The sequence below is a fragment of the Pseudomonas sp. GW821-FHT02A08 genome, assembly GCF_059422045.1.
Window position 1 is genome coordinate 74,736 of sequence record NZ_JBWKWD010000021.1, and the last position, 19,960, is coordinate 94,695.

At 62.3% G+C, this 19,960-nt stretch carries 15 protein-coding genes; 1 reads left to right on the forward strand and 14 read right to left on the reverse strand.

What is annotated here, in order from left to right:
• Window positions 1–103 precede the first annotated feature (103 nt).
• The 6 genes from AC07W4_RS16370 to AC07W4_RS16395 form a co-directional block, all read right to left on the reverse strand.
• A complete protein-coding gene (locus AC07W4_RS16370; protein ID WP_495033105.1) occupies window positions 104–1,477 on the reverse strand; it encodes a DUF1329 domain-containing protein in 1,374 nt (457 codons plus the stop codon).
• 140 nt (window positions 1,478–1,617) lie between these two features.
• A complete protein-coding gene (locus AC07W4_RS16375) occupies window positions 1,618–3,573 on the reverse strand; it encodes a DUF1302 domain-containing protein (RefSeq protein ID WP_495033106.1) in 1,956 nt (651 codons plus the stop codon).
• A 41-nt stretch (window positions 3,574–3,614) separates the two neighbouring features.
• Window positions 3,615–4,916, reverse strand: coding sequence for a phospholipase (locus AC07W4_RS16380; protein WP_495033107.1), 1,302 nt, complete (start codon window positions 4,914–4,916; stop codon window positions 3,615–3,617).
• A 239-nt stretch (window positions 4,917–5,155) separates the two neighbouring features.
• Window positions 5,156–6,724, reverse strand: a complete 1,569-nt coding sequence (locus tag AC07W4_RS16385; protein ID WP_495033108.1) for an FGGY-family carbohydrate kinase — start codon at window positions 6,722–6,724, stop codon at window positions 5,156–5,158.
• 20 nt (window positions 6,725–6,744) lie between these two features.
• Window positions 6,745–8,340: a glycerol-3-phosphate dehydrogenase/oxidase gene (locus AC07W4_RS16390; RefSeq protein ID WP_495033109.1), complete on the reverse strand. Its 1,596-nt coding sequence runs from the start codon at window positions 8,338–8,340 to the stop codon at window positions 6,745–6,747.
• Between the two features lie 5 nt (window positions 8,341–8,345).
• Window positions 8,346–9,941 (reverse strand): FAD-binding oxidoreductase, encoded by a 1,596-nt coding sequence (locus tag AC07W4_RS16395; protein ID WP_495033110.1) that lies wholly within the window; start codon window positions 9,939–9,941, stop codon window positions 8,346–8,348.
• A 210-nt stretch (window positions 9,942–10,151) separates the two neighbouring features.
• On the opposite strand from AC07W4_RS16395, the gene gliR reads away from it, so the two are divergent.
• Entirely contained in the window at window positions 10,152–11,180 is a 1,029-nt protein-coding gene (gliR, locus tag AC07W4_RS16400; RefSeq protein WP_495033111.1) for an AraC family transcriptional regulator GliR, read from the forward strand.
• Window positions 11,181–11,208: 28 nt separating this feature from the next.
• Here the strand turns inward: gliR and AC07W4_RS16405 are convergent, their stop codons facing one another.
• From AC07W4_RS16405 to mdaB, 8 genes are all read right to left on the reverse strand, one after another.
• Entirely contained in the window at window positions 11,209–11,577 is a 369-nt protein-coding gene (locus AC07W4_RS16405; RefSeq protein ID WP_495033112.1) for a glyoxalase superfamily protein, read from the reverse strand.
• 229 nt (window positions 11,578–11,806) lie between these two features.
• The gene (locus AC07W4_RS16410) at window positions 11,807–13,264 is read right to left on the reverse strand and encodes an N-acyl-D-amino-acid deacylase family protein (RefSeq protein WP_495033113.1); all 1,458 of its coding nucleotides are present in this window, start codon (window positions 13,262–13,264) and stop codon (window positions 11,807–11,809) included.
• Window position 13,265: 1 nt separating this feature from the next.
• Complete coding sequence (locus tag AC07W4_RS16415; protein ID WP_007973204.1) at window positions 13,266–14,126, reverse strand: MurR/RpiR family transcriptional regulator; 861 nt, start codon at window positions 14,124–14,126, stop codon at window positions 13,266–13,268.
• Between the two features lie 14 nt (window positions 14,127–14,140).
• On the reverse strand, window positions 14,141–15,490 hold the full coding sequence (locus AC07W4_RS16420; RefSeq protein WP_008047545.1) for a GntT/GntP/DsdX family permease: 1,350 nt from the start codon (window positions 15,488–15,490) through the stop codon (window positions 14,141–14,143).
• 220 nt (window positions 15,491–15,710) lie between these two features.
• Window positions 15,711–17,156, reverse strand: coding sequence for a SulP family inorganic anion transporter (locus tag AC07W4_RS16425; RefSeq protein ID WP_495033114.1), 1,446 nt, complete (start codon window positions 17,154–17,156; stop codon window positions 15,711–15,713).
• Between the two features lie 202 nt (window positions 17,157–17,358).
• Window positions 17,359–18,252 (reverse strand): NAD-dependent epimerase/dehydratase family protein, encoded by an 894-nt coding sequence (locus AC07W4_RS16430; protein WP_495033115.1) that lies wholly within the window; start codon window positions 18,250–18,252, stop codon window positions 17,359–17,361.
• 103 nt (window positions 18,253–18,355) lie between these two features.
• Entirely contained in the window at window positions 18,356–19,267 is a 912-nt protein-coding gene (locus AC07W4_RS16435) for a LysR family transcriptional regulator (RefSeq protein ID WP_495033116.1), read from the reverse strand.
• A 66-nt stretch (window positions 19,268–19,333) separates the two neighbouring features.
• Window positions 19,334–19,924, reverse strand: a complete 591-nt coding sequence (gene mdaB, locus AC07W4_RS16440) for an NADPH:quinone oxidoreductase MdaB (RefSeq protein WP_495033117.1) — start codon at window positions 19,922–19,924, stop codon at window positions 19,334–19,336.
• Window positions 19,925–19,960: the final 36 nt, after the last annotated feature.

A 19,960-nucleotide genomic window follows, 5' to 3' on the forward strand; every position in this document is an offset into this window, starting at 1 on the left:
AGTCGAACACAGAATCTGTGAGCGGCTCTGAAAACCCTGTGGGAGCGGGCCCGCTCGCGATTGCGTTCGCACAGACTGCATCTGAAAGGGTGTGCTGCGCGGTTTACCGCGTCCCACGCTGGCGCAATGCCGACGGCATGAAGTACGCGTCTTCCGGCACCGGTTGGGCGAAGTCCACGGTGCCCGGCTCTTCGTTATCCAGGTTTTGCACGTAGTAACGACGCGCCTGCAGGTCATGGAATACGTCCAGCGCGCTCCAGGTGGTGGGCAGGTCGTAGAAGTTTTTCAGGTAGGCCATCGACACCCGCCACAACTCCCCTCGCCCGTCGTATTGATCCACCAAGGCGGCGCCCCAACTGTCCTCGTCCAGAAACAGCACGCGCTTGGAATAGATATGCCGCGCGCCCGGCTTGAGCGTGCCTTCGACCACCCAGACCCGATGCAGCTCATAACGGGTAAATTGCGGGTTGAGGTGGCCCGGTGTGAGCAACTGCTCGTACTTCACCTCAGGGCTACCGACTTTGTAATTGTTATAGGGAATGTAGACCTCTTGCTTGCCCTTGAGCTTCCAGTCGTAGCGGTCTGGCGAGCCGTTGAACAGGTCCGTATCGTCCGCCGTGCGCAGGCCGTCGGATGAGGCGATCGGGGTGTCATACGCGAGGTTCGGTGCCCGGCGCACACGGCGTTGGCCCGCGTCGTAGACCCAGGCCTGGCGCGGGTCCTTGAGCTGGTCCAGGGTCTCGTGAACCAGTGCCGCACCGCCCGCCAGCCGGGCCGGGCTCTTCACGAACGCCAGGTAGTAGAACAGGATGTTTTTCAGGTCGGCAAACTGCCCGCCCGGGCGGTAATAGTTGAAGAGCCCCTCCTGCTGCGAGGTCACCAGCGCGAAGCTGCCGTTGCGTTGTACCGGCGCTTCGGAGGCACGGCGGACCACATAGATGCCGCGATAACGGGTGATGTGGTTCCACAGTACCTCGACCCCATCCTTGGGCACCGGGAACGGCACACCGCCATAGGCATCGGCAAAACCGGTGCCGCCGTCGAGCAGCTTGGTCGCGGTCGCATTCTTCAAGGTGTTGTCATACAGCCACTGCGGCGCCGAGCCCGAGCGGCGAGAGGGATAGACCGGCATCTGGAAGGTGTCGGGGTAGCTGTTGAACAGGGCGACCTGACCCGGACTGAGGTGGGCCTTGTACTGTTCAAGGTTGGCCTTGGTGATGGTGAACAGCGGCTTGTCCGCCGCATAGGGGTCCGGGTGATGCTGGCCGGGCTTGTAGCCCGCCGGCGCCTGGGTGATGCCGCCGCTCCAGGCCGGAATGGTTCCGGCCGCGTTGCCGGCACGCTCGGCCCCCAGCGGCGTCAGGGTGGTTTTCAGTTGCTCGGCCAGCTGGGGCGTGACCGCGGCCAGCGCGCTGCCGGCGGCCAGGCTCAGAAACAGCGCCAGGGTGGTCTTGGTCAGTCGTGGTAAGTCAAACATGGACGTTCTCCGAAATACACAAAAGATCCAATGTGGGAGCGGGCTTGCTCGCGAAGAGGGCGGCACATCCAGCACAGGTGTCGCCCGGTACACCGCTTTCGCGAGCAAGCCCGCTCCCACAAGGGGGTTGTGCGCAACAATCAAAGGAAATACTTGAGGTTGAAGCCGACGTTGTCGCGGTCACGCAGGCCGTTGTCCTGGCCACCGCCATAGAACTCGGTGTATTGCAGCTCGGCCTCCAGCTTGTTCTGGTAGTTGGCCTTGATCCCCAGGGTGTAGGCCTTGCGGCCCTCGATGACGTTGCCCGCCTGATAGCTGTTGCCCTCGAAGTCATCCTTGTAGACGACATAAGGCGAGACGTTGACCCCGGCATACACGTCGTTCCAGGTGCCGTTGAGCATCGCGGTGTAGCTGTAGGAGTTGCGGTTGACCTGGTCGCTGCGCTCGCCACCGGACACATAGGAAAAGTTACCTGTGCCCGCGAAGTAACGGGTACTGCCGTCAAAAGCGGTGTATTGCAGGCTGCTGCCGCGCAGATGCTCTGACGCCAGTTCGAATACGCCGAACATCGAGTCGAATGACAGGCTCGGGCCAAAGTTGTAAATGGTGCCCATGGACGCGTTGAACGCTTCCACCCGCTCGGCGTTATTGATCTGGCTGTCGAGCGTGACCTGCTGCCCGCCGATGTTGATGGTCTGGCCGCCTGCCGCTGCGGCGGCGCCGTTGGCCAGGTCGCCGATCAGGTCGTTGGTGGCGGCGACCCCGATGGGCAGGTTCGGCCGATACGCCACTTCACCGAACACCGACGCCTGGCCCAGGGTGGTGTTGAAACTGAAGCCGTACATGCGGATGTCTTCGGCGTAGCGCCGATGCGCCTGAATATTGCCCAGCACATCCACGGTCGCCAGGCCGTTGGCCAATTGCCCCGCCTGACTGCCGGCGACGCCGGCCAACAGGTTGGTCAGGGCATTCATGTCGATGCCCTTGTACCCGCCCAGATCGGCGGAAATGGTCGGCTCCTTGGCGTGGTAGTTGACCATGTACAACCCGAACTCGGTGCTGTTGAGTTCCTCTACGATGTAGCGAAAAGCGAAACCGAACTGGCCGTCGTTGCGCGCGTTGAAGTCCTTGCCGACCGTGGCCACTTTGACAGTGTTGCCAAAGGCCGGGGTGACCCCGTTGGCATACAGGCCGGTGGTGCTCAGGGCCTGGCTGAGCAACGGGTTGTTGCCCAGCGCGCTGTACAGATCGATGACGTTGCCGAAGCCAGGCACCGGAGTGTCCAGCGCGGTACCGCTGAAGTTGTTGTAGGCGGTGTTGCCGCCGTCGGCGAACAGGTCCGTCTGCGAGTAGAACGTGCCAACCGGGTCGATGCGGGTTTCCTTCCAGTTCGTCTGGTAAAAGCTTTCCATGGTCAGGCTGTCGGTCAGGCCGATGTTGAAGCTGAGCGCCTCCACCGGCACCAGCACTTCCTTGACCTCGGCCCCGGGCAAACGGTACTTGGCCGCATCCACCGGGTTGGTGGTGTTGATCCCGCCTCGGTAGAAAATCCCCTCGCCCCAGTTGAACACCTGGCGCCCGACACGCGCGGTGACCGGCATCTGCGCGACGTCCCAGTTGCCATAGAGGTAGGCGTCGAGCAACTCCACCCGGCTGCCGGCAATATCGCGGGTCTGGCTGGTGAAATGGTCGTCCTGGGGGAAACTCTGACTGGGTTGTGACGGGTTGTTGTTGCGGTAGTAATCGTTGCGCTTGTCCATCAGCTGGGTGTCATAGAACGCAGTACCGCGCACGAACATCCCGTAGTTCTGATAGTTGGCCTCAAGCTCCGAGGTGATCTTGTACACCTCGGAAACCAGCCCGGTATCGAAGTTGCGATTGCCGTCGTTGGTGTTGATGTCGTCGTTGTTCTTGTCCCGGCCCTGGACCCGCCACAAGCGGCCATAAGACAAGGTACTGTCGAATGAGCCGGTGATCTGGTTATCCAGCACGCTGAACTCCTTGGCCTGCACGCCGTCGACCGCGCACAGTTGCAGCAGCCCTGCCAGGCCCACGCCGGGAAGCGCCGCGCCAGACAGGCGAAATCGAGTGCTCATGATCTGTTCCTCTTTCCCTGGATTTATTGTTTTTGTGTGCGTTACTGCGAGGGTTGGGGCGCCAATCCCGCACCGGCATAAATCCGGCTGTGCGCGCCAAAATGTCCCAGCAGTTTGAACAACTGTCGGTTAAGTACCGGATGGTCGAAGTCTTCGCGCTGCAACTGATTACCGTTGCTGAAATCGCCGGTGATCGGTGCTGTGTCCAGCCATTGGCCGATGGCTTCATCGAACGCAGCGGATTCGTCAATGGACTCGGCACTCACCACTTCGCGCAGGTAGTCCACCGAGTACGGTGGGTAACGGGCGTCCTGGTCAGAGTCGGCATAAGCGTCGAGCATCGGGTGTGCCTGGCCGGCGCGCAGCAGGCGACGAAGCCAGGTCGACTGATATTTCTCGACCTCCATGTGAAGGGTGGCGACCCGTTCGATGGCCGCCTGCTTGTCGGCATCGAAACCGACCAGTGCCTTGCCTTCCAAAAGAAGAAGATTGGCGAGGTCGACGCCGGGCAATGGCTTGGCGTGATAAGGCTGGGTCAGGTCCTGAATGTGATGCAGGCCCCAGCCGAGAAAGCGATAGCCCCAGTAAGGATGGCCAGTGGCAAACGCCAGTCGCGCCAACCCCATGTACTGGTAGGCGCGCCAGTCCGGCCAGCTGCGCTGAAGAAACCCGGCAGCGGCATACACCACCGGGCTTTCATGGAAAAACCCCATATGGAACGGCGCCTGGGAGCTGTACTGAAACCGGGCGTCGCCGAAGGGCTGCGGGCCGAAGCCGTACAACGCGCCGACTTCGCCCGGGTTGTCGCTGAACAGGTTGATGTCGTGGCCGTAATCCGGCTCATCGGCGGCGCTGGCCAACACGGCCAGGGGCGCTACTTGTTCGTGGTCAGCCACAACGATGAAGCGCTGGCGATTCCACGGTGAGAGCGTCTGCTCCACCATGACTTGTTCGGCCTTGAGGTGCTCACGCTCGGGCAGATCCTTGCCCGGCATCGGCTGGATGACCATCGCCAGATGAATCCCGGGATTGATGCGCAGTGCGGTGAGGAAGTCGTGGCGCAGACTGTCCCCGGGCACGGCCGGCAATCGCAGGCTGTCGGGGCGCGGCGGGTATTGGGCAAAGTGCTCGCGGGCGAAGCGTTCCTGCTCATCGAGCAGCGCACTCACGGCCTGGTATTGCTGCGAAAGAAACTGTTCCAGCGGCTCGACTTCAACCTGCGGTGCATCACGCAACGTCGGCAAATCCTGCAACGCCAGGTAGCTGCCCACCGTATGGTTCGACCAGCCCCAGGCTGTGGGGGCCGTTGAACAAAGCAGCAACAGGAGGAATGTCAGCTTCATTGCCTGGTTCTTATTGGATGTGCCGTGGGGGTTGAGCCTAACAACCGACCCTGCCCCTGACACTGTCCAATCTCACCAGAAAAGTTCTCCGATAGCGCCAAACCCCGGTGCAAAAAACACCGCGGATCCCCCTGTGGGAGCGGGCTTGCTCGCGAAGGCGGTGTGTCAGTGAAATCCATAGTGACTGACACTCCGCATTCGCGAGCAAGCTCGCTCCCACAGGGTTCTCGGGTGTTTTCCTAAGCGGGGTAACCGGTTATTTTGCGGATGCTCTGGTACAACGGCTTGAGCTGTCGATACATGCGCAGGTAGACCTCTTTGTACAGTCGCTCATAGATCTGCTGCGCCTCGGGTTGCGGCATGAACACCGCACCGACCCGCGTCATGGCGGCCATCGCCGTGGGGAAGTCCGCGTGCAGCCCCAGGCCCACCGCGCAGCAAATGGCCGCGCCCAGGCCGGACGCTTCGTAGATATGCGGACGCTCGGCCGGCAGGCCGAAAATGTTCGCCGTGAGCTGCATCGCGGCATCACTCTGCGAACCTCCACCGGCGACGCGCAAGCGCTTGATCGAGACCTTCGAGCGCTTCTCGATTTTCTCCAGGCCCTGACGCAAGGCATACGCCAGACCTTCGAGGATCGCCCGGTAAATGTGCGCGCGGGTATGCACATCGCCGAAGCCGATCATCGCGCCCTTGGCTTCCACGCCCGGCTCGCGGATGCCGGGCGACCAGTAGGGTTGCAGCATCAACCCCATGGAGCCTGGCGGCACGGCGTCGACCAGTGCATCGAAGAGTTGCTCGGGCTCCACACCCTGGGCTTTGGCCTGCTGCATTTCCCGCAGGCCGAACTCGTTCTTGAACCAGCTGACCATCCAGTAGCCGCGATAAATCATCACCTCGCAGTTGTATTGATCCGGCACTGCGGACGGGTAAGGCGGAATCAACGGGACGATTTCCAGGTAGCGTGACCGGGTGCTGGTGATCGTCGCCGTGGTGCCGTAGGAAAGGCATACGGTGCCTGGATCGGCGACGCCGGAACCCACGACTTCGCAAGCCTTGTCGGCACCCGCGGCGATCAGCGGCAGCCCCTCGGGAATGCCGGTGTGGCGGCTGGCCTCGGCACTGATGTAGCCCAGGGTTTCACCGGGTTTGTGCAGGCTCGGCAGTTGCTCGGGACGCACTGCCAGCGCCTGCCATTTCCAGTCGGCGGGTGCGGCCCAGCGCAAGCGCTTGAAGTCGAACGGCAGGTAACCGACGCAACAGCCCACGGAATCGACAAAGCGCCCGCAAAGGCGATGGGTGAGAAACCCCGATAGCAGCAAGAATTTATCGGTTGCCGCCCAGACGTCAGGCTGATTACGGGCGATCCAGTTGGCCTCGGCCTGGGCGCGAAAGTAGTCCACCGTGGCTTGCGCGCCGACCAGCTTGAACAGCCAGCCCCACGGCCCCTTGATGCCGCCTTTGACTTCGGCCTGGCGTTGATCGAGCCACAGGATCGCCGGGCGCAGCGCCTTGCCCTGGGCATCGACGTTGATCACGGTGCCGCGTTGGGTAGTCAGGGAAACACCGGCAATCTGTGAACGATCGATGCCGGTTTGCTGCCACAACTGCCGGCAGGCCTCACCCAGTTTTGCCCAGTAATACTCAGGGTCCTGCTCGGCCCAGCCGGGTTGAGTCGAGTAATAGGCCTGCAACTCGACCTTGCCTTTGCCCAGCAGATTGCCCTGCAGGTCGAAGAGCAGCGCGCGCACGCTCTGGGTGCCATTGTCGATGGCCAACAGGTAACGCTTGTTCGGGTGGTTATCCATGGAGCTCTCTTCAATGGGCATCAATGCGCGGCATCCGGCAAACCATGATGGCGTTGCCACAACGCCCGATAACGCTGTAATTCCTGCTGCCAATGCTCATCGTCCCAGCCCAGTCGCGGTTGGCAGAGCTGGCGAATGGCGGCGAAATAATCCTCGCCACCGCGCGGCAGCAACAGGCCCAGACGGGTTCGGCGCAGCAGCAGGTCATCCAGGTGCAGGACCATTTCCCCATCGCAGGCAACGGCCAGTTCCGCCCACAAGGTGTCAGTGCCGCCGATGGTGTCATGGCCCAGTTCAGCGATCAGTTGCGCCAGCCTCGGCAGGTCACGGCCATGCCGCCCGGCCAGTCGTCGCCACTGGCTGACGCTGAGCCCAGGGATCGCCAGCGGCGGCACGACAGCAAACACCGGTGCGGCGTCATCAACGAACGGACGATCGAGCATGGCCGCGCAAGCCTTGAGCACTTCGATGGCTTGCGGGCGAAACGTGGTCAGCTTGCCGCCGGCCAGGGTCACGCAACCAGGCTCCTGCCACAGCACATGCTCACGGGTTTCATTCGACGGTTTGTCTTGATGCTCACCCGCCGCGCTGCCCACCACCGGGCGCACCCCCGACCAGGTCGACAGCACATCGGCTGCGACCACCTCGGCCTGAGGAAACTGTTGGCTACAGGCCACCAACAGATAGTCGAGCTCATCAAAGCTGATGCTCGCGCTCTGGTCCAGATCGTCGTGATGATCGAGGTCCGTAGTGCCGACCACCGTGGCACCCTCCCACGGGAAAACGAACACCGGTCGACGGTCACGCTCGTGCAGGAAGGTGAAGGCTTGCGCCACGGGCAGGCGCCAGCCCGGCAACAACAGATGACTGCCACGCAACGGGCGCAACTGGCGAGGTGCATCGGGCAGGCGCAAGCGTTCGGCCCAAGCGCCGGTGGCCACGGCCAGCACACCGCAACGCAACGTCAGTGATCCGCCGCCCTCGCAGTCTTCGACCTGAACCCCGCAAACACGCCCCGCTTCACGCAGCAATTGCTGCACACGCACGCCGTTGAGCACCACGGCGTCGTCGGCCCGGGCCTCGCCCAATACGCGCATCACCAGGCGGGCATCATCGGTCAGCGCATCGATAAAACAGGTGCCGCCCAGCAGGCCGTCTTCCTTCACCCCTGGCGCCAGATAACGCAGTTGTTGCGCGTCATGGAAGTGATGGCTGCGCCGCCCGGCCAATGCGTCATAGATGGACAGCAAACCACCCAGCACCCGAGGTCCGGGAAAACCGCCACGGTAATGCGGCATCATGAAACTCATCGGCTCCACCAGCCCCGGCACTTCGTCCAGCAACCTCTGGCGTTCACGGACCGAATCGCGGGTCAGGCGCCACTGGCCCTTGGCGATGTAACGCAAACCGCCATGGACCATTTTCGAGGAGCGGCTGGAGGTGCCCCAGGCGAAATCGCGCTGTTCCAACAGCAGGCAGCGCCAGCCACGGCGCGCGGCTTCGCGCAGGATACCGGCGCCGCTGATGCCGCCGCCGATGACGATCAGGTCCCAGGTTTCATTCGCCAGCGTCGGCAACACCCGCTGTCGCCACGCCGCGTTCCAGTCCAGGCTCATGGCCGTCACTCCTGCAACAGCGTGCCAGGGTTCAGTCGCCCGGCCGGATCGAAATGCCGACTCAGTGCCTGCAGGGTGTCCATCGCCAGCGCGCCCTTCTCCCGCCGCAGGTACGGCGCGTGATCCTTGCCCACGCCATGCTGGTGACTGATCGTGCCTTGGTTGTCGACGATGGTCTGGCTGGCCGCCTGCTTGAGTGCCTGCCAGCGCGCCAGGGTGGCGGGATAGTCCGCCGCCGGGCGAAACACATAGGTGGTGTAGATGCTCGATCCTTCGCCGTAGACATGGGAAAGGTGGGTGAAGACATGCACCCGCTCGCCTTCGGCAGCCAAGGCGTCGCGCAGGCTGTTTTCGATCAGCGTGAGCAGGTTATCGACGTTGCTCCAGTCAGTGGCCGTTTCAAGGGTGTCGACCACGTAACCTGCGTTCCACAGGTTTTCCCGCAGGTAGGGAAAACGAAAACGGTTCTGCGCCCACTTCTTGCCAAGCAAGGTGCCGGTAAACACGCCGCCGAACGCCTTGAGGTGCTGCCGGGCCTGACGCAGGGACAACGCATTTTGCCGACGATTGCCGGTTACGCCGAACGTCAGCAGACATTTGCCCTCTCCGGCGCCGCGCAGGGCCAGGTACTTTTCCAGCCAGGCGATCTGCTGCGGGTGACCGGCCAGCGCCAGCTGGGTTTCGGTTTCCACCGCGTTGGACAGACGCAGCATCGACAGCGGCACCCGCGCCTGGGCCAACTGGCGGATGGCTTGCAGCGCCTTGGGCCAATCGGGCAGAAACACCCCATAGAAGCGCTCGTCGGCGGGCAGTGCGCTGACCCGCACCTTCACCTCGGAAATGATCCCGAAACGGCCCTCACAGCCCAACACCACCTCGCGCAGATCAGGCCCGGCCGCCGAGGCCGGAAAGGAAGCGATTTCCAAAGGTCCGGCAAAGGTTTCCAGGGTCCCGCCAGCGAACAGTTGCTCGATCCGCCCATAGCGCAGCGACTGCTGGCCACTGGAGCGGCTGGCGACCCAGCCACCCAGGGTCGACAGTTCCCACGACTGCGGGAAATGCCCCAGGGTGTAACCACGGGCGCGCAACTGACTTTCCACCTGCGGTCCACTGGTGCCGGGGCCGAAGGTGGCCAGCAGACTCTCTTCGTCGAGGTCCAGCAGGCGATTCATGCGGGCCAGGGAAACCGTCACCACCGGCCGTGCGGAACTCGGCGGATTGATGTGACCGGCCACCGAGGTGCCGCCGCCATAAGGAATCAGACACAGGTCCTGTTCATGGGCGAGCAGCAGTAACCGGCGAATCTGTTCAGTGCTCACGGGATAGGCCACGGCGTCGGGGTAATTTCCCAGCTCGCCCTCACGCAACGCCAGCCAGTCCGGCAGGCTCTGGCCCCGGGCATGCAGCAAACGATCATGGGCATCCACGCTGTACAGGAAGTGTGGCTGCAACCGCGATGGGGGTACGCGGGCCAAAGCTGTCTCAAGCGTCGCGTCGGGCAGCGCTCGACCGTCACCCACCCGCCGGGCGAGAAAACTCGCGCCCTGGGCCGGCAGTTCGACCACCGTGGTTGCATCTCCCCAGCCGTTCCAGCGTCGCATGCGTGTGTCCTTTTGCGGTTCTGATCAGTGATATTTCAGGCCCCCATACTAGTCAGCCGCCGGAAAGTGTCACGGTCGCATCGGGCCAGTTCGAGTAGCCAATTGAGTCAAACGTCGCGCAGGCGTCAGCCATTTACTTTAGCCGTGGTTTCAAATTACCTTTCAGGGCATTCATCCGCGTACGCGGGCCTTGATCAAAGGAATACGATCATGCAATCCCTGGGCTTCACTTCCGTTCCGCCGCTGCTCAAGTACCTGCGTCATGCCGAACAACTGGGCATGGCCATCGAGCCTGCGTTGGCGGCTGCCGGGTTGCAGGCACAGCAATTGAGCGACAACAGCCTGCGGTTGCCGGGTGAAGCCCATGAACGGCTGCTCGATTATTTCTGCGAACACTCGGGCGATGGGTTGTTCGGTCTCAACGCCGCGCGTTTTGTGTTGCCCAACTCCTGGAGCGTGCTGGGTTACATCACCATGAACTGCGCGACACTGGGCGACGCCATGAGCCGTATCATGCCGTTCGAGAAGCTGGTGGGAGACATGGGCGTCAGCCGCGCCGAGGTGCAAGGCAGCGAGGTGCACCTGATCTGGACATGCCGCCATCAGCGCCCGCGAATTCGCCGGCACCTGGTGGAAAACGTGCTCGGCTCCTGGCTGCAATACGCGCGCTGGATCGCCGACACGCAAATGTCGCCGGCCGCCGTCTGGCTGGAACATGCCTGTCCGGCCGACACGACGCTGGCAGAGTACGAGCAGTTCTTCGACTGCCCGGTACTGTTCGACCAGCCTTATTCGGCGCTGATTGTCCCGTTGCCGTATTTGCAGTTGCCATTGCGCCAGGCCGATGCGCAATTGCTGCGCACGCTGGAAGAACATGCCCAGGGATTGATGGCCACACTGGAGGACGCATCGCTGGAACAGCGGGTCAAAAGCATCCTGCGCCAGTTGCTCAAGGAGGGCCTGCCACGCAAGGAGCAGGTGGCCGAGCATCTCGCCGTGTCAGTGCGCACGCTGCAACGCCAGCTGCATCAGGCCGGTACGTCGTACCAGCAGATCCTCGATGACCTGCGCCAGGAACTGGCCGAGCATTACCTGCTCAACAGCACCCTGCCGATTCAGGACATCGCCCAATACCTGGGTTTCACCGAACCCCGTTCGTTTCACCGCACGTTCAAAAGCCGGCGCGGGATGCCGCCGGGCGAGTTTCGCCAAACCCACCGGGTGCCGAACGAAGGCTGAAGGGCTGAAGGCTCAGGGGGTTGAAGGTTCAGAGACTGATCGCGTTGGTGAACACCAAGCGATTGCCGAACGGGTCGGCGATGGTCATGTCCTGGCTGCCCCAGGGCATGGCCTGAATCTGCGGATGGGAAAACCTGTAGTCCCTGGCCAACAGTTGCTGCTGAAACTGCTCCAGCTCATCCGTCTCGATCCGCAGCGCAGAACCCGGTGCGCTGTCGCCATGGTGTTCGGACAGGTGCAGCACACATTCGCCACGGGAGATTTGCAGGTACAGCGGGAAATTCGCTTCGAATCGATGTTGCCAGTCGATCTTGAAACCGAGGAAGTCGACGTAGAACTCCACGGCTTTGGCTTCGTCGAAAATACGCAGGACCGGAGTGGTTTTGCCGAAGCTCATCGGGTTGCTCCCAGACGGTGAAATACCTGTAGGAGCGAGCTGGCTCGCGATGGACGTTAACGATCACGCGTTTTGACTGGCTAAACGCGGCGCCTTTGACTCCATCGCGAGCAGGCTCGCTCCTACATGATTGAACAACAATGGTAGTCGGATTTGATGTCAGTCCTTCGGCGCGGAAACGCCATTCTTTAATCTCAAAATGCCATCACTGTGACGCAGTCCTCGAAACTCACTGAAAACCCGTGCGCAAATCCCCTTCCCGGGCCAGGAACCGCCCTTCCCTGCGCCCGTTGGCCTGGCCATCGCGGTAGCTCAACACACCGTTGATCCATACGCCCTCGATGCCTTGCGCCGCCCGTTGCGGGTCGTTGAAATCTGCGACATCACGGATGGTCGCCGGATCGAACAACACCAGGTCGGCCCAATGGCCTTCGCGGATCTCACCGCGTCCCTTCAAACCGAAACGCGCCGCCGACAGCCCGGTCATCTTGTGCACGGCGGTGTGCAGCGGGAACAGTCCCACGTCACGGCTGAAATGTCCGAGCACCCTGGGGAATGCGCCCCACAGGCGTGGGTGTGGGAACGGGTCTTCCGGCAAGCCGTCGGAGCCGACCATCGACAGCGGATGCGCGAGGATTCTGCGGACATCCGCCTCATCCATGCCGTAGTACACCGCTCCGGCCGGTTGCAGTTGGCGGGCGGCATCGAGCAACGACAGATTCCATTCGGCGGCGATGTCCATCAGGTCGCGGCCGCCCATCTCCGGGTGCGGCGTCGACCAGGTGATGGTGATGCGATGGGCATCGGTCACTTGCTTGAGGTCCAGGGTCGAAGAGCTCGCGGCATACGGATAGCAATCGCAACCCACGGGGTGCGATTTCGCTGCTTCTTCCAGGGACGCCAGCAGCTGCGGACTACGCCCCCAGTTACCGGCACCGGCGCATTTGAGGTGGGAAATGATCACCGGGCTTTGCGCATGGCGACCGATCTTGAACGCCTCGTCCATGGCCTCCAGCACCGGTTCGAATTCGCTGCGTAAATGGGTGGTGTAGACCGCGCCGAACGCGGTCAACTCTTCGGTCAGTTGCATCACTTCATCGGTGGATGCCGAGAAGGCGCTGGCATAGGCAAGGCCGGTGGACAGGCCCAAGGCGCCAGCCTTAAGGCTTTCGCGCAATTGCTCGCGCATCGCGCTGATTTCGTCTGCCGTGGCGGTGCGGAACAGGTCGTCCAGATGATTGCTGCGCAACGCCGTATGGCCGACCAGCGCGGCAACGTTCAGCGTGGTGTTCGCCGCTTCGACCGCCGCGCGATAGTCGCGGAAGGTCGGATAAACGAATGCAGCGGCCGTGCCGAGCAGGTTCATCGGGTCCGGTGGATCACCGCGCAAACTCACCGGTGAAGCACTGATCCCACAGTTGCCGACAATCACCGTTGTCACGCCCTGGCTGAGCTTGGGCAGCATCTGCGGTTGGCGAATGACCACGGTGTCGTCATGGGTGTGCACGTCAATGAAACCCGGCGCCAGCACATGGCCCTGTGCGTCGATTTCTTCGTTGGCACGGGCATCGCGCAAGTCGCCGATACGCTCGATGCGCCCGTTGAGAATGGCCACGTCGGCGGGGTAACCGGGGCTGTTGCTGCCGTCGATGATCAGGGCGTTGCGAATCAGCGTGTCGTACTGCATGTCAGTCTCCCAGCGGCAAGTGATCATCGCCGCCGCGGTATTCGTCGAGGGCGAGTTTGATCCGCCGCAGACGTTCTTGATTGTCTTCAGGGTTGGCCAAGGCCAGCTCGGTGGCGAGCACATCGATGGCCAGCAGCATGCCGTAGCGCGCCGCCGTGGGTTTGTAGATGAACGAGGTTTCGGCGCTTTGCAGCGGCAGGACGATGTCGGCCAGTTGCGCCAGCGGCGAATCGCCGCGAGTGATGGCCAGGATGCGCGCGCCGTAGTTGCGCGCCAGCTCCACCGTTTCAATCAGTTCCGGGGTGATCCCGGTAAGCGAGCAGACAATCACCACCTGTTCGGCGCTGAGGCTGGCGGCGGTGACGCGCATCATCACCGCATCGTGGCACGCCGTGATCGGATAGCCCAGGCGTACCAGGCGCACTTGCAGTTCATCGCTGCACAGGGTCGAACAGCCGCCCATGCCGAAAGCATGAATCATCCGCGCCTTTCCCAGCAGTTTCACCGCATCGGCGAAACGCGACTCATCGAAAGCGGCCAGGTGCTGGCGTAAGGTCGACTCGATGTCGCCCACGATCTGCCCGTAGAACGCCGACTGCTCGGGCGTGCCCGCCGGGTCGAGAAACCGGCTGCCGACGCCACTGGCCTGGGCCAGCTGCAAGCGCAGGTCACGCAGGTCCTTACAGCCGACCGTGCGGGCGAACCGCGACAGCGTGGCGCTGCTGACCTCCGCCCGCAGCGCCAGTTCATCGAGGCTGGCGGAGGCGGCAAATCCTACGTCGTCGAGCATCAGGCGGGCGATGCGTCCTTCACCGGCACTGAAGGAGTCCTGACGGGCGCGGATCTGGTAGAGGATGTCCATGCAAACGGCTCCGGCTAAATCAGGTAAGAAAGGCCAACGGTCAGGCCGAAGGCAACGACCGAGATCAACGTCTCGAGCACGGTCCAGGTCTTGAAGGTCTGGGTCACTGTCATGTTGAAGTATTCCTTGATCAACCAGAAACCGCCGTCGTTGACGTGGGAAAAGATAACCGACCCGGCGCCCGTCGCCAGCACCAGCAACTCCGGATGGGGATAACCCAGACCAATGGCCACTGGCGCGACCACGCCTGAAGCGGTGGTCATGGCCACAGTGGCAGAACCGGTGGCGATGCGCATCAGCGCGGCGAACAACCAGCCCATCAACAGCGGCGACAAATGGAACTCGTGGGCCAGGCCAACGATCTGGTCGGTGACGCCGGCGTCCACCAGAATCCGGTTCAGGCCACCACCGGCGCCCACCAGCAGGGTGATGCTGGCGGTCGGCGCCAGGCATTCGTTGGTGAACTTGAGGATCGACTCGCGGTTGAAGCCCTGGGCCAGGCCGAGGGTCCAGAAGCTCAGCAATGTGGCCAGCAACAGCGCGATCACCGAGTTGCCGATGAACAGCAGGAACTGGTTGAAACCACTGCCCGGTGTGGAAATCAGGTTGGCCCAGCCACCGATCAGCATCAGCACCACCGGCAACAGGATGGTCGCCATGGTGATGCCAAACCCAGGCAGGCTGTCGCGGGGCTCACGCTCGAGGAACTGGCGTTCCAGCGGGTTTTCCGCCGGCAATTGAATGCGCGGCACGATGAACTTGGCGTATAGGGGACCGGCAATGATCGCGGTCGGAATGCCGATCAGGATCGCATACATCAACGTCTGCCCCACCGACGCCTGATACACCTGCACCGCCAGCATCGCCGCCGGGTGCGGTGGTACCAGCGCATGCACCACCGAGAGCCCGGCGACCATCGGCAAGCCGACCATCAGGATCGACACGCCCACCCGCCGCGCCACGGTAAAGGCAATCGGCACCAGCAAGACGAAACCGACTTCGAAGAATAGCGGCAGCCCCACCAGAAAAGCGATGGTCACCATCGCCCAATGCGCGTTCTTCTCGCCAAAGCGGTCGATCAAGGTCCGCGCCACCTGCTCGGCGCCGCCGGACTCGGCCATCATCTTGCCGAGCATGGTGCCCAGCGCCACCACCAGTGCGATGTGCCCCAGGGTTTTGCCGACACCGGCCTCGTACGCCCCCACCACACCGGACGGCGGCATGCCCGCCACCAGCGCCAGGCCGATGGAAATCAGGGTGATGACAATGAACGGGTTGAGCCGGTAACGGGCGATCAGAACGATCAGTGCAATGATGGCGATGGCGGCATACACCAGCAGCCAATAGCCGAAGGACAGGGTCATGCGGTACTCCTCGAGAGGGTCACGTCGAAATATTTGTGAAACTCTTAAAACATTTCGACAGGTGATTTTCAAACGAGGTGAAAGTAATTTTCGTGCAGAGGTAAGGGGTGTCGTGCAGAGGCATGGCGTGTCGCGAATTATGAAAGTCGGCTGTGTGAATTTTCATCGCCGACAGACCGATCTTTCCCCGCTCAGCGTGGGAAAGATCGAATGACTGACCTCAGTCGTGCTGCATCCGGGCACGCTTGAGCAATTTCCTGCAACGCTCGGACAAGTGCAGCACCCGCAGGTGCTTGCCGGCCTTGGCGTAGCGCTCGCGCAAGGTGCCCAGCGCGGCGATGGCCGAGTAGTCGACAAAACTCAGGTGACGGCAATCCAGGGTCACTTGCGCCGGGTCGTTGGCCGGATCGAACTGATTGAGAAAGGGAGTGGTCGAGGCGAAGAACAGCGTGCCATGCACCCGGTACAGCTTGCTGCCGTCGTTCTCCAGGTGACTGTCGGCATACAGCTGCCGGGCCTGCTGCCAGGCAAAGTTCAGCGCCGCAATGATGATGCCGCAAAGCACCGCGGTGGCCAGGTCGGTGAACACGGTAATCACCGTTACCGCGATGATCACCAGCACGTCGTTCAACGGCACCTTGTTCAGCACCCGCAACGAGGCCCAGGCGAAGGTCTGTTGCGACACCACGAACATCACCCCGACCAGCGCGGCCAATGGAATGCGCTCGATCAGCGGCGACAGAAACAGGATGAACAGCAGGACCGACACTCCGGCCACCACCCCGGACAAGCGCCCGCGGCCGCCGGAACTGAGGTTGATCACGGTCTGGCCAATCATGGCGCAACCGCCCATGCCGCCGAATGCACCGGACACCACATTCGCCGCCCCCAGCGCCACGCACTCGCGATCCGGGTAGCCACGGCTCTCGGTGATTTCGTCGGTGAGGTTGAGGGTCAACAGGGTTTCCAGCAACCCGACCAGCGCCATCAGGATCGCGTAGGGCGCGATGATGCGCAGGGTGTCCAGATTCCACGCAATGTCCGGCAGCGCCAGCGTCGGCAAGCCACCGGCAATGTGCGCCATGTCGCCCAGGGTGCGGGTCGGCAAGCCCAGCAGATACACCGCCAGGCCCACGCCGAGAATCGCCACCAGCGCCGGTGGCACCGTGCGGGTCAGGCGCGGCAGCACGTAGACAATGGCCATGGTCACCGCGACCAGGCCAAGCATCATGTACAGCGGCGTACCGCTCAACCAGGCCTCACCGTTCTTGAAGTGCTCCATTTGCGCCAGGGCAATGATGATCGCCAGGCCGTTGACGAAGCCGAGCATCACCGGGTGCGGCACCATACGCACCAGTTTGCCGAGCTTGAGCAGCCCGAACGCCATCATGATCAACCCGCCCAGCAACACCGTCGCCAGCAAGTACTGCACGCCGTGTTGCACCACCAGCGCGACGATCACCACGGCCATCGAGCCGGCCGCGCCGGACACCATGCCCGGTCGCCCGCCGAACAGCGCGGTCAGGGTGCAGATGATGAATGCGCCATAGAGCCCCATCAGCGGATTGAGGTGGGCCACCAGGGCGAAAGCGATGCACTCGGGCAACAGGGCGAAGGACGTGGTAAGTCCGGCCAGGACATCGGCGCGTAGACGTTTTGCTTTCATGGGGGGGACCGCACACAGGGGGAGACGAAAAAGAGTGTGCGGATGTTACGGAATCGAGGACAGCCCGACCAGTTAATGGGCTGCTGAAAAAGCTTCGCGAGCAAGCCCGCTCCCACAATTGATCGCGCTCCGTCAGAAGGAATGCGATCGAATGTGGGAGCGGGCTTGCCCGCGAAGAACGATGACGCGGTCTAAAGCGAACTCACACCATCTCGTCGCGAATCCACTCAACCACCGAAGCGCGCTTCGGCACCCACCCCAACAGTTCCCGCGCATGCTTGCCGCGAACCCGGCTGTTGGAACCCAAACCATAGTTGGCCATTTCGTAGCCCCACTCGGCTTCGGCATCCTTGAGCAGCCAGTCTTGCGGCTCGCCCAGGTTCAGCGCCCGGGCCATGGCGGTGGTCATGTCGATGAACGACGCTTCACCGCTTTCAACGAAGTAGAAGGTGCCCGGTACATTTTTAGTCAGCGCCAGCAGGTACAGCGCAACCACGTCCTCGATGTGCACGTTGGACCAGATGTTCCGGCCCGTGCCGACATGGCGCACCACGCCGCTTTTGCGCGCCTGTTTGAGCAGGCGCGGCAGCTGCACGCTGTCGCGATGGACGCCCAGGCTGTGGCCGTAGATCAAGGTGTTGCAGATCACTGCCGAGTTCACCCCGTCCATGGCCGCCGCCAGGATCAGGTTATCGATGGCCACGCGCGCCGCCTTGTCGACGGTCGGTTCAGGCAGATTGTCTTCGAAGTAGATGACATCGCTGGATTGACCGCCCGAGGCATCACCGACAATGCTCGAACCGCTGGTGTGCAGGAACACCTTGCCAGAGCCGCGCAAGGCATCGAGCAAGGCTTCCACCGCGCCACGATGATCGCTGCTGGCGGCGTTGATCACAGCGTCGGCAGCCAGCGCCTGATCGGCCAACAGGGCGGAGTCGTCGAGGGTGCCGATCACCGGGGTGATGCCCAGAGCATGCAGTTCATCGGCCTGTTCGGCGCTGCGCACCAGACCGGTGACGTTGTGGCCGGCCTGGACCAGGCCCGTGGCGATGGAACCGCCGATAAATCCGGCAGCGCCGGTAACGAATACGTTCATGGAGAAACTCCCTGCGTGGATAAGTGATGCAAGGAGTATCCGGTAGCGATGACTGACGAAAAATCCCCGCCGGCCCAATTCACTTTTGCCCAGAGGTCACGAATCAGCCTTTGAAATCCGCGCTCGCATAATCCGCCAACTTGCCCTGGATAAAGTCCAGGAAGCATTGAATCCGCAAGGCCAGCTGCGAGTTGCGGTAGTACACCGCATTGATCGGCTGGCGGTAGCCGCTGTTGAATTCGGCCAGCAACACTTTCAAGCGTCCGGCACGAATGTCCTCGATGGTCATGAAATGCGACAGGCTGGCGATGCCCTGGCCGTCCAGTGCCAGATGGCGGATGGTCTCGCCGCTGGAGGCGCTGATCGACGCCTGGATCGGCCAGCGATCACCATGCACATAACGCAGCGGCCATTGGTTGAGGCCTTCGTTCTGGGTGAACCCCAGCAGCGTATGGTTGGCCAGGTCAGCCACGGCTTGCGGTACGCCGTGCTTTTCCAGGTACGCCGGGCTGGCGACGATGTGCAGCGGGCTGCAACCCAGGGAGCGGGCATGCAGCGTCGAGTCGGTCAGGGTGCCGATGCGGATGGCGATGTCGGTGCTCTGTTCCAGCAGGTCGATGATCAAATCATTGCTGTTGAGTTCGAGCTGGATGTCGGGGTAGAGCCTGCGGAATTCATCGATGTAGGGCACGATGGCGTGCAGCATGAAAGGCGATGCCGCGTTGATCCGCAGACGCCCGGACGGTGTTTGCTGGCGTGAGGACAGGCGCTCTTCGAGCTCGTCCATCTGATCGAGAATGCGCTTGGCGTGCTCGAAGAAGTACTTGCCCTCTTCGGTCAGGTCCATGCGCCGCGTGGTGCGATTGATCAAGGTGGTATCGAGCTTGGCCTCCAGCCGCGACAGCGTACGGCTGACCGCCGAAGGCGTCTGCCCGACCTGCTCGGCCGCCGCAGAAATCGACCCGCATTCAATCACGCAGACGAATATCTGCAATTCATCGGATCTGGCTTTCACGTGTGTCCTCGTTTGCGAATCGGCGCTGCGATCTTCCTGGCCGTTGCATCGGATAGTAGCCGAGCGTCATGCCTTGAGGCCAAACACCTCAGCCAAATGCTGCTCATAACGCGCCACATCAGCTTCGATGTTCGGGCGCTTCATCACGTCCACGCAGAGGAACGTCGGCAAACCGGTCATGCCCAGGAACTCGTTGGCCTTGTGGAACGGGAAGTACACCGCGTCCACGCCTTTGGCCTCAAAGAAGTCGGTCGGGTCGTCGAAGGCTTGCTGCGGGGCGTTCCAGGTCAGCGACAACATATACTGCTTGCCGTGAATCAGGCCGCCGCTGCCGTACTTCTGCGACGCGTCCGAACGGGTGCGACCGTCGCTGGCATAGAGGCTGCCATGGCCCTCGGTGAAGACTTCATCGATGTACTTTTTCACGGTCCACGGTGCACCCATCCACCAACCGGGCATCTGGTAGATGATCACGTCGGCCCAGAGGAACTTGGCCACTTCTTCGGCGACGTCGTAGCCCTCGTCGATGAAGGTGGTTTTGATATCCACACCACCGCGATCCAGCACGCTCAACGCGGCTTCATGCAGGGTGGTGTTGTAGCGGCCGTCGGAGTGCGCAAATTGTTTGCCGCCGTTGAGCAACAGGACTTTTTTCATGGGAGGTCTCGGGAAGGGTCGGGAATTCGATGGCGG

What these genes read in the sequence shown, in the direction of transcription:
- AC07W4_RS16420 (WP_008047545.1), bottom strand. Translation starts at nt 15,490, where the DNA reads ATGACCCTGTCCTTCGGCTATTGGCTGCTGGTGTATGCCGCCATCGCC.
- gliR (WP_495033111.1), top strand. Translation starts at nt 10,152, where the DNA reads ATGCAATCCCTGGGCTTCACTTCCGTTCCGCCGCTGCTCAAGTACCTG.
- AC07W4_RS16385 (WP_495033108.1), bottom strand. Translation starts at nt 6,724, where the DNA reads ATGGATAACCACCCGAACAAGCGTTACCTGTTGGCCATCGACAATGGC.
- mdaB (WP_495033117.1), bottom strand. Translation starts at nt 19,924, where the DNA reads ATGAAAAAAGTCCTGTTGCTCAACGGCGGCAAACAATTTGCGCACTCC.
- AC07W4_RS16410 (WP_495033113.1), bottom strand. Translation starts at nt 13,264, where the DNA reads ATGCAGTACGACACGCTGATTCGCAACGCCCTGATCATCGACGGCAGC.
- AC07W4_RS16370 (WP_495033105.1), bottom strand. Translation starts at nt 1,477, where the DNA reads ATGTTTGACTTACCACGACTGACCAAGACCACCCTGGCGCTGTTTCTG.
- AC07W4_RS16395 (WP_495033110.1), bottom strand. Translation starts at nt 9,941, where the DNA reads ATGCGACGCTGGAACGGCTGGGGAGATGCAACCACGGTGGTCGAACTG.
- AC07W4_RS16425 (WP_495033114.1), bottom strand. Translation starts at nt 17,156, where the DNA reads ATGAAAGCAAAACGTCTACGCGCCGATGTCCTGGCCGGACTTACCACG.
- AC07W4_RS16405 (WP_495033112.1), bottom strand. Translation starts at nt 11,577, where the DNA reads ATGAGCTTCGGCAAAACCACTCCGGTCCTGCGTATTTTCGACGAAGCC.
- AC07W4_RS16415 (WP_007973204.1), bottom strand. Translation starts at nt 14,126, where the DNA reads ATGGACATCCTCTACCAGATCCGCGCCCGTCAGGACTCCTTCAGTGCC.
- AC07W4_RS16375 (WP_495033106.1), bottom strand. Translation starts at nt 3,573, where the DNA reads ATGAGCACTCGATTTCGCCTGTCTGGCGCGGCGCTTCCCGGCGTGGGC.
- AC07W4_RS16390 (WP_495033109.1), bottom strand. Translation starts at nt 8,340, where the DNA reads ATGAGCCTGGACTGGAACGCGGCGTGGCGACAGCGGGTGTTGCCGACG.
- AC07W4_RS16380 (WP_495033107.1), bottom strand. Translation starts at nt 4,916, where the DNA reads ATGAAGCTGACATTCCTCCTGTTGCTGCTTTGTTCAACGGCCCCCACA.
- AC07W4_RS16430 (WP_495033115.1), bottom strand. Translation starts at nt 18,252, where the DNA reads ATGAACGTATTCGTTACCGGCGCTGCCGGATTTATCGGCGGTTCCATC.